Origin of the sequence: Nocardia sp. NPDC059764 (genome assembly GCF_042732555.1) — a bacterium.
GTDB lineage: Bacteria > Actinomycetota > Actinomycetes > Mycobacteriales > Mycobacteriaceae > Nocardia.
This window is the reverse complement of record NZ_JBHWHH010000233.1, coordinates 1-8,860: the sequence shown is the minus strand read 5'-3', so window position 1 is coordinate 8,860 and position 8,860 is coordinate 1. Positions and strand designations below refer to the sequence as shown.

General features: G+C 69.4%; 11 protein-coding genes. 2 read left to right on the top strand and 9 right to left on the bottom strand.

The features are described from left to right. The 3 genes from ACFV4K_RS32435 to ACFV4K_RS32425 all read right to left on the bottom strand — a co-directional run. Nucleotides 1–285, bottom strand: a 285-nt coding sequence (locus tag ACFV4K_RS32435; RefSeq protein ID WP_379280073.1) for an antitoxin, incomplete at its 3' end; no start/stop codon positions are given. A 35-nt stretch (nucleotides 286–320) separates the two neighbouring features. Then, nucleotides 321–1,442, bottom strand: a complete 1,122-nt coding sequence (locus tag ACFV4K_RS32430; RefSeq protein WP_379280071.1) for an MBL fold metallo-hydrolase — start codon at nucleotides 1,440–1,442, stop codon at nucleotides 321–323. 41 nt (nucleotides 1,443–1,483) lie between these two features. After that, complete coding sequence (locus ACFV4K_RS32425; RefSeq protein ID WP_379280070.1) at nucleotides 1,484–2,209, bottom strand: enoyl-CoA hydratase; 726 nt, start codon at nucleotides 2,207–2,209, stop codon at nucleotides 1,484–1,486. 81 nt (nucleotides 2,210–2,290) lie between these two features. Here ACFV4K_RS32425 and ACFV4K_RS32420 point away from each other — a divergent pair, with 81 nt between their 5' ends. Next, on the top strand, nucleotides 2,291–3,433 hold the full coding sequence (locus ACFV4K_RS32420) for an NAD(P)-binding domain-containing protein (protein WP_379280068.1): 1,143 nt from the start codon (nucleotides 2,291–2,293) through the stop codon (nucleotides 3,431–3,433). Between the two features lie 4 nt (nucleotides 3,434–3,437). Here the strand turns inward: ACFV4K_RS32420 and ACFV4K_RS32415 are convergent, their stop codons facing one another. The 6 genes from ACFV4K_RS32415 to ACFV4K_RS32390 all read right to left on the bottom strand — a co-directional run bounded on the left by ACFV4K_RS32415 (nucleotide 3,438) and on the right by ACFV4K_RS32390 (nucleotide 7,971). Beyond that, nucleotides 3,438–4,295: an aldo/keto reductase gene (locus ACFV4K_RS32415; RefSeq protein ID WP_379280066.1), complete on the bottom strand. Its 858-nt coding sequence runs from the start codon at nucleotides 4,293–4,295 to the stop codon at nucleotides 3,438–3,440. Nucleotides 4,296–4,414: 119 nt separating this feature from the next. Beyond that, on the bottom strand, nucleotides 4,415–5,965 hold the full coding sequence (locus ACFV4K_RS32410; RefSeq protein ID WP_379280064.1) for a carboxyl transferase domain-containing protein: 1,551 nt from the start codon (nucleotides 5,963–5,965) through the stop codon (nucleotides 4,415–4,417). Nucleotides 5,966–5,990: 25 nt separating this feature from the next. Beyond that, a complete protein-coding gene (locus ACFV4K_RS32405; RefSeq protein ID WP_174391578.1) occupies nucleotides 5,991–6,593 on the bottom strand; it encodes an ATP/GTP-binding protein in 603 nt (200 codons plus the stop codon). Further along, nucleotides 6,574–6,948, bottom strand: coding sequence for a DUF742 domain-containing protein (locus ACFV4K_RS32400; protein WP_033085504.1), 375 nt, complete (start codon nucleotides 6,946–6,948; stop codon nucleotides 6,574–6,576). The genes ACFV4K_RS32405 and ACFV4K_RS32400 overlap by 20 nt, the downstream gene beginning before the upstream one ends. A 7-nt stretch (nucleotides 6,949–6,955) precedes the next feature. Further along, a complete protein-coding gene (locus tag ACFV4K_RS32395) occupies nucleotides 6,956–7,369 on the bottom strand; it encodes a roadblock/LC7 domain-containing protein (RefSeq protein ID WP_029930951.1) in 414 nt (137 codons plus the stop codon). After that, nucleotides 7,366–7,971, bottom strand: a complete 606-nt coding sequence (locus tag ACFV4K_RS32390; protein WP_379280063.1) for a hypothetical protein — start codon at nucleotides 7,969–7,971, stop codon at nucleotides 7,366–7,368. The genes ACFV4K_RS32395 and ACFV4K_RS32390 overlap by 4 nt, the downstream gene beginning before the upstream one ends. Nucleotides 7,972–8,109: 138 nt before the next feature. Between ACFV4K_RS32390 and ACFV4K_RS32385 the strand changes: the two genes are divergently transcribed. Then, nucleotides 8,110–8,860, top strand: a 751-nt coding sequence (locus ACFV4K_RS32385; RefSeq protein WP_379280061.1) for a hypothetical protein, incomplete at its 3' end; no start/stop codon positions are given.

The window sequence follows — 8,860 nt, the reverse complement described above, 5'->3', positions numbered from 1 at the left end:
CGCCGGAGGCTGTTCGCCTTCCGGCTTTTCCGGGGCCGGGGCGGGTTCGGCCGCCGCCTCGGCGGGCGCGGGCTCCGCCGCGGGGGCCGCCGCCGCGCCCTCGGCCGCGTCGGTCCCGAGCGCCGACTTGACCGCGTCCGTGCCCTTGTCGATCTGGGAGGAGTACTTCCCCCCGGTCTTCTCGTCGATCACCTGGCCGGCCTTGTCGACCGCCTGCTCAATCTTCTCGGCGTTCTGGGCCGCCACCTCTTTGCCCTTGCCGACCAAGCCCTTGAGCGTGTCCATGAGACTCACAGCCCTGCTCCTTCACTCTCGGTCCGTTATTGGCGAATATCTTCCCACCACGAATCCCGTGGTGGGAGGCCAATCGGGTCGATCCGCTGGCCGGGCTTCGGCACAGCGATGCGTGTCCCGGCCGACTCCGCCGCCTCGACCAGTCGCCGTACCGGCTCCGACCAGCCGTGGAAGGCCAGATTGAAGGTGGCCCAGTGAATCGGCACCAGCACCCCCGAGCCCGCGTCGCCGACACACAGGTCGGAGTGGGCGCGGACCGCCTCCTCCGGGTTCATGTGCACGTCCGGCCAGTGCCGGTCATAGGCGCCGATGGGCAGCAGGGTCAGGTCGAACGGGCCCAGGCGCGCGCCCGCCTCGGCGAACGCCTTCGTATAGCCCGTGTCGCCACCGAAGTACACCCGCCGGGTCGGGCCCGCGATGGACCACGACGCCCACAACGTGGTGTTGCGCACCAGGCCGCGACCCGAGAAGTGCCGCGCCTCCGAGCAGGTGATCACCAGGTCCGTGCCGTCACCGCGATCGCGCCGCAGCTCCGACAGCGAAACCGGGGCGGCCCAATCCAATTCGACGATGCGGTGCTCCGGCACCGACCAGTGCCGCAGGTGCGCGCCGATGCCGACGGGCACGATGAACACGCAGTCCTGGCCCTCGACCAGGCCGGTCACGGTGTCGCGATCCAGGTGGTCGTAGTGGTCGTGGGAGATGAGCACCGCGTCCAGCGGCGGCAGCGCCGACAGCGGCGACGGCACCGGATGCAGGCGGGCCGGGCCCACCAGCGGCGACGGCGACACCCGCTCGCTCCACACCGGATCGGTCAGCACCCGGTAGCCGTCCACCTCGACCAGGCAGGTGGCGTGCCCGTACCAGGTCACCGCCAGTTCCCCGGCCTGCTCCGGCAGTTCCGGCGTCACCAGCGGGATGGTCCCGGACGGACGGCCGTTATTGCGCTGGGTGGCCAGCTGATAGAGCAGCTCCAGCGGGGAACCGCTGAGCTGACTGCTCGGTTCGGTGTTGTGGAACTGCCGATTGCGATAAGTGGTCGCCCCGCGCGCGGTCGGCGCGATCGCCGAGATCGACGCCCCCATGGCCGAGGGAATCCCCCATGCCGCCCGAAACACCCAGGAAAGACCGAAAGCGCCCGCCGCCATACCCACCAGTCTGCGCGCATTCTCTCGCGCGCGCCCCCCGTTCATCGGCCCTCGAACTTCGCGGACCGCTTCTCTTGGCGAGCCGCGCGCGCCTCCTGCGCGTCGGCGCTCTGCCAGGCGGCGTCCAGGGCGGCGCTCTGCGCGGCGGTGTCGGGGCCGCGGGTGTCGTCGTCGTTGAAGACCAGCTTCAGATGCCGCAGCGACAGCGGCGCGAGTTCGGCGATCTGCTTGGCCCAGGCCTGCGCGTCGGCCAAGGTCCCGATCTTGTTGGCGAAACCGAAGTTGTAGGCGTCCGCGGCGGGGACCCGCTCGGCGCCCAGCAGAATCGTGCGCGCCGGACCGGCGCCGATCAGCGACGACAGCCGTCGCACGGTCCAACGGTCAACGGAGATACCGAGTTTCGCGGCCGGGACCGCGATGAACGAATCCGGCGACATCACGCGGAGGTCCGAGGCCAGGGCCAGTTGCACGCCCGCACCCAGCGCGCCCCCGTTGATGGCCGCGATCACCGGCACCGGAATGGTCTCGATGGTGCGCAGCATGGCCAGCAGACCGGTCAGGAAGCTGTCCGAATACACCCCGTCCAGATCCGCGCCCGCACTGAAGATCGGACCCTGACCGGTCAGCACGATCACCCGCGCCGACGCCGCGGCCTCCTCGAGGGCCGCGCGCAGGCGGCCGATGAGCTCCTCGTTCAGGGCGTTCCGGCGATCCGGACGCTGCAGTTCGATGGTCACGACCTCGCCATCGCGGCTGACTCCGAGCATCTGTCCCTTCCCCACTGTCCGCCTCATCGGGCTGCCTACCCATGATCTGCCTTCACTGTAGGTGGGCGTACCGTCGGGTCCGTGACCGCAACACCCGATGTCGACATCCTTGTAATCGGCGCGGGACAGGCCGGATTGTCGGTCGGCTACCACCTCAGGCGGCTCGGGCTGCGACCCGAACAGGACTTCCTGATCGTCGACCACTCCCCCGGCGCGGGCGGGGCGTGGCAGTTCCGGTGGCCGTCACTGACATTGAGCACCGTCAACCGGGTGCACGACCTGCCCGGCATGTCGTTCCAGGAGACCCTGCCCGCCGGATCGGACGACGCGCAGGCCGCCACCGCGGTGCCGCACTACTTCGAGCTGTACGAGAAGCGCTTCGACCTGCGCGTGCGCCGGCCCATCTCGGTGACCGTGGTGTGCGACCGCGCCACCGCCGCCACCTGCCCGAACCAGGAGGTCGACGGGCTGCTGCACGCCGAACTGAACCCCGGCGCGACGGTGCGGGCACGCGGACTGGTCAATGCCACCGGCACCTGGGACAAGCCGTTCATCCCCTACTACCGGGGCGCGGAGACCTTCGCCGGACGCCAGCTGCACGCCCACGACTACCCCGCCGCAACGGAATTCGAGGGCAAGCACGTCGTGGTGGTCGGCGGCGGGATCACCGCCATCCAACTGCTGGACGAGATCTCGCAGGTCACCGGCACCACCTGGGTGACCCGCCGCGAACCCGTCTTCCGCTCCGGGCAATTCGCGCCCGAGGACGGGCGGGCCGCGGTGGCCATGGTGGAAGACCGTGTCCGGCGCGGACTTCCACCCGGATCGGTGGTGTCGGTGACCGGGCTGCCCGAGGACGCGCGGGTGCGGGCCATGCGCGCCCGCGGAGCCCTGAAGCGGCGACCGCTGTTCGACCACATCGAACCCGACGGCATCCGCTGGGCCGACGGCAGCTTCCAGCGCGCCGACGTCATCCTGTGGGCCACCGGATTCCGCAGCGCCCTCGACCATCTGGCCCCGCTGCGACTGCGCGGGCCCGGCGGCGGGATCACCATGGGCGGACGCCTCGCCACCCGGGTCGAGGCCGATCCGCGCATCCACCTGATCGGCTACGGGCCTTCGGCCAGCACCATCGGCGCGAACCGCGCGGGGCGAGCGGCGGCCGTCGAGTTGACCTCGTACCTGGGCATTCCGACCCACCGGAACGGCGATCCGGAGAGCTGAAGCGTCAGGCGGGCGCGTCCATATCGAAGAGGTCCGGGTCCGCGCCCTGCCGCGCGCCCTTGTCCAGCCCGGCGATCTGAGTCATCTCCCGGCCGGTCAGCTCGAAATCGAAGATGGCCAGGTTCTCCGCCATCCGCGACGGGGTGTTGGACTTCGGGATGGCCACGTTCCCCAGCTGCATATGCCAGCGCAGGATGATCTGCGCCGGCGTGCGGCCCAGCTTGTCGGCCAGGGCGATGATCACCGAATCGTTGAACTCCGCGCCGCGGCCCAGCGGGCTCCACGCCTCGGTCACGATGCCGTGCGCGGCGTGGAAGGCGCGCAGCTCCGACTGGGCGTAATACGGGTGCAGCTCAACCTGATTGATGGCGGGCACCTCACCGGTCTCGGCCATCACCCGCTCCAGGTGCGCCCGGGTGAAATTCGAGACGCCGATCGAGACGACCCGGCCCTGCCGCTTGAGCGCCTGCAAGGCCCGGAAGGTGTCGACATAGAGATCGGCGGACGGCACGGGCCAATGGATGAGGAACAGGTCGATGGCGTCCAGGCCCAGCCGCTTGGCGCTGGCGTCGAAGGCGCGCAGGGTGGCGTCGTAGCCGTGGTCGGCGTTCCACAGCTTGGTGGTGACGAAGACCTCGTCACGCGGCAGCCCGGACTCGTGGACGGCGCGGCCCACTTCCTCCTCGTTGCCGTAGAAGGCCGCGGTGTCGAGACTGCGGTACCCGAGTTCGAGGGCCTTGACGATGGTGCCGACCGCTTCGCCGCCGTCGACCTTGTAGACGCCGAACCCCAGTTTGGGCATCACCTGGCCATCACTGAGCACGATCGCTGGAATGTCGCTGACCTCGAACCGATATGTCACGATTTCGAAGGTAGAAGCGCAGGTCCGCGGCGTCAACCGAGTGCTCTATACCGAAATCTGCGTGTCGAGCCCCCACGGCAGCAAATAGACAGCTTCGCGTAGGTTCGACGTGACGAGAACTACGTTTGAAGCCCCAGTCGCCGATAGCGCAGGTGCCGGGCGGCGAGCAGCTCCGCCGGGGAGCGAGCGGTCAGACCGGCCAGTTCGCCCGCGATTGCCTCCACCATGCGCAGCGCGAAATCCGCGGGCTCCTCGGCGGCGTCCGGATACTCGTGCACGATCCGGTCCACAATGCCGTCCTCGCGCAGGTCCACCGCCCGAATCCGCTGGGCGGCAGCCAGTTCCGGGGCGTGCCAGGTGTCGCGGTAGACGATCTCGCTCGCGCCCTCCGGCGGCAAGGGGGCCAGCCAGCCATTGGCGGCGGCCAACACCCGATCGGCGGGCAGGAGGGCCAGCGCGCCGCCGCCCGTGCCCTGCCCCAGCAGCACCGAGACGGTCGGGGTGTCCAGGGTGACGAGATCGGCGATGCAGCGGGCGATCTCGGGGGCCAGACCCCGCTCCTCCGCCTCCCTGGACAACGACGCGCCCGCGGTGTCGATCACCAGGACCAGGGGGACGCGCAGTTCGGCCGCCAGATGCATGCTGCGCCGGGCCTCCCGCAGAGCCGCCGGGCCCATGGTGTGCTCAGGCGACTGACCCGCCCGGTCGTGGCCGAACACGATGCACGGCTGACCCCGGAACCGGGCCAGGGCGTGCACCACCGTGCGGTCCAGCTCGCCTTGTCCGGTGCCGGACAACGGAACCCGATCGGTGACGTGGCGCAGCAGCTCACGAATGCCCGGACGATCCCCGCGCCGGGAAATCAACACCGTCTGCCAGGCATGCACCTCGGCGGTGTCCAGCACCGCGATACCGCCGCGCTCCTGCGGACCCGCCAGGAACAAACCCGACCCGAGCGCGGGTGGCAGTGCGTCACCGGCCTTTTCGGGCAGCGGAGCCGGACCGTCGCACAACACGGTGAGCGCCCGATGCACGATGCGACGGAACACCGACACCGGCACGACACCGTCGATAACGCCGTTGCGGTAAAGGTTTTCGGCGGTCTGCACGCCCTCCGGGAACTGTTTCCCGTACAGCGCCTTGTAGACCCGCGGCCCCAGAAAGCCGACCAGCGCCCCCGGTTCGGCGAATGTCATGTGCCCCAACGATCCCCACGACGCGAACACCCCGCCCATGGTGGGATCGCGCAGATACACCAGATACGGATGCCCCGCCGCCTTGTGCACGGCCAGCGCCCCCGCCACCTTCACCATCTGCACGAAAGCGACTGTGCCCTCCTGCATTCGGGTCCCGCCGGAGGTCGGTGACGCGAGCAGCGGCAAGCCCAGCCCGGTCGCGCGCTCCACCGCGGACACGATCCGCTCGGCAGCGGCCACCCCGATCGACCCCGCGAGAAACGCGAACTCGCACGCGACCACGGCAACGCGCCGTCCGCGCAGCAACCCCTCCCCGGTGAGCACCGCTTCATCGGTGCCCGCCGTTGCCGCGGCAGCCAGCAAATCCTCGCGATACCCGGGCGACGCCGCCACCGGCACCGGTGGCCGATCCCAGCTCACGAAGGAACCGGGATCCAGCAATTCGCCCAGCAACTCCCGCGCCGTGATCGTCACGGCGCGAGCTTATAGCCTGCGCGGCTCAGTAACCCTGAACGACCTTGCGCAGTGCGTACTCGGTGACCGCGACCAGAGCCTGCTTCACCGGCTCCCGGCGACGGGCGTCGATCGAGAGGATCGGCACGTCCGCGGGCACCGCCAGCGCCTGACGGATGTCCTCCACCGGATACCGTGGCGCATCATCGAATTCGTTGATGGCCACCAGGAAGGGTAGGTTGCGCGCCTCGAAGTAATCGACGGCGGCGAAACTGTCCTCCAGCCGGCGGGTGTCGACCAGGACCACCGCGCCGATGGCGCCCTTGATCAGGTCGTCCCACATGAACCAGAAGCGGTACTGGCCCGGCGTACCGAACAGGTACAGCACCAGGTCATCGGCCAGGCTGATGCGGCCGAAGTCCATGGCCACCGTGGTGGTGGCCTTCGACGGGACCCCGGTCAGGGAGTCCACGCCGACACTGGCATTGGTCACCAAAGCCTCGGTGCGCAGCGGAACGATCTCCGACACGGCACCGACCAGGGTGGTCTTGCCGACACCGAAACCACCGGCCACGACGATCTTGGCCGACGTGGGCTTGCTGGTGCGCGTGTCGACCTGTGTCGTCGAATCAAATACGCCGGAGTCCACTGAGAACCCTTTCGATCAGCTCGCGACGTTCATCGTCGCTGGAATCGTCTTTCAATGTCGCCGATACCCGCACATGGCCTGCATCGATGAGGTCGGCAACCAGCACCCGCGCGACCCCGAGCGGGATGCCCAGGCGCGCGGCTACTTCGGCAACCGACGGCGATTCTCTGCACAACTCCACGATTGACGTCTCGATATTGGTGAGTTCGAACTGCCGCTCGAGGGCGACCGGATGCGATGCGACGAGCGCCTCCAAGGCGAGCTCCACCTTCGGCCGGGTGCGACCGGCCGTCAGTGAATACGGGCGAACCAGGCTCGGTTCGGCGCTCCCAACGCGTTCGTTGTCTATGTCCATCCCGCCATCAGGAACCCATCGTGACGCGAGGTGTGGCCTGAACCGTCTGGCCCACTCGCTCGACCAACAAAGCCATCTCGTATCCGACCTGACCGATGTCACACGACGTATTCGTCAGGACCGCCAGATACGAGCCGTCACCGACAGCCATGAGCAGCAGATAGCCGTGTTCCATCTCGACCACCGACTGCAACACGGTGCCGCCCTCGAACAAGTTCGACACACCCACCGAGAGGCTCGCGAGCCCCGCGGTCACAGCGGACAGCTGTTCGGCACGGTCCACGGGCAGCTGCGCGCTCGCGGCCATCAGCAGGCCGTCGGCGGATACCAGGACCGCGTGCGCAACGCCGGGAACCTCATTGGCGAAATTCGAAACCAGCCAATCCAGCTGACGCTTCGTACCACCTAGATCGGGGTTCATCGGTCTCCTTTATCTCCGGTTAGGTTCATAGCTTGCATCGCGCGGCCATCCCGGACGCCCTTCTGGTGGCGACTCAGACTTGACCTGATGGATTCTGGGTCTCGGTGGGCCGCCTTGTCAGCGTTTCCGTTCACACCGCCGGGCACAAGTCGGTTACCCGGATCGCGTTGCGGCAGACCGGCGGCCGTCCGCTTCTCCGGCGCCGATTGGCTGACCCGGTGCGCGGCCTGCCAGCCCTCGTCGCCCGGTGATTCGAAGGACGAGGCCACCTGGGACCGGTCGGCATTCGGATCCGAGAGCCACGCCGACATCATCTCCGCGAAGATCGGCGTGCCGCCCATGATCGAGTCACCGGGGGCGTCCGTCGGCTGCAAACGCGTCTGGAAGAACGACGCCGCCTTGGCCGGGTTCGACCGGAAGCTGTGCCGTCCTGGCTCCTTGACGTCGTCACCGTGCTGCGCCGCTCCACCACTCTGCGCTAGACCGACACCCGGAATCGGCGACGGACGCTGCGGCAACACCGAACCCGGATCCCGCTGCGGCAGACCGGTAGCGCCGCGCTGCGGCAAGCCACCGTCCCGCTGCGGCAGCGGGTCGTTCAACGGATCACGCTGCGGGAGCGGACCACTCAGCGGATCGCGCTGAGTCAGACCACCCGAGAGCGAATCGGCACCCGCGGCGGCCGGGCGCTGCGGCTGACCGGCACCCGGACCACGCTGCGCCGCTCCACCTCCCAGCGCTTGACCACTACCGGAATCCCGCTGCGGCAGACCGTTCGGGCCACGCTGCGGCAGACCACCCGGGCCACGCTGGGGCAGACCGCCCGCGTTCGAATCACGCTGCGGCAGACCACCGGGAGCGGCATTCCGCTGGGGCAGGCCACCATCACGCGGGGCGAGACCGTCCCGCGGACGCAGACCCTGCTTGTCCGAATCCTGTGCGGCAAGACCATTGGCCCCGTCGCGCTGCGGCGCGGCACCCCGCTGCGGGAGACCACCCGGCGCTCCCGGACCACGCTGCGACGGAGCGCCATTGGCACCGGGCTGACGGGTCGGCAGACCACCCGCGGCCGAATCACGCGGCGGCAGACCACCAGCAGCGGAGTCACGCGGCGGGAGACCACCGGCAGCGGAGTCACGCTGCGGCAGACCACCGGCAGCAGGCTCACGCTGCGGCAGACCACCGGCAGCAGGCTCACGCTGCGGCAGACCACCGGCGGCAGGCTCACGACGGGTCGGACCCGAATCCGCTCCACGCGGCGCGGGAGCACCGTTCGCACCCGGCTCCGCTCCGCCACCCCGCGCTTGCTGCGGCATTCCGCCAGGAGCGGAACGCTGCGGCTGACCCAGCCCGGCCTCACGGCCGGGGGCGCCATTGGCGCCCGGCTGACGGGTCGGCAGACCGCCCGGCCCGGCCGGAGCCGCGCCCGGCGCGGATTCCGCTCCGCCTCCCCGCGCTTGCGACGGCGGAAGTCCCACAGAGGGATTGCGC

Bases quoted from the DNA above. Each gene is read 5' to 3' on its own strand.
- ACFV4K_RS32425 (WP_379280070.1), bottom strand. From the start codon at position 2,209: ATGCTCGGAGTCAGCCGCGATGGCGAGGTCGTGACCATCGAACTGCAG.
- ACFV4K_RS32395 (WP_029930951.1), bottom strand. From the start codon at position 7,369: ATGAACCCCGATCTAGGTGGTACGAAGCGTCAGCTGGATTGGCTGGTT.
- ACFV4K_RS32400 (WP_033085504.1), bottom strand. From the start codon at position 6,948: ATGGACATAGACAACGAACGCGTTGGGAGCGCCGAACCGAGCCTGGTT.
- ACFV4K_RS32430 (WP_379280071.1), bottom strand. From the start codon at position 1,442: ATGGCGGCGGGCGCTTTCGGTCTTTCCTGGGTGTTTCGGGCGGCATGG.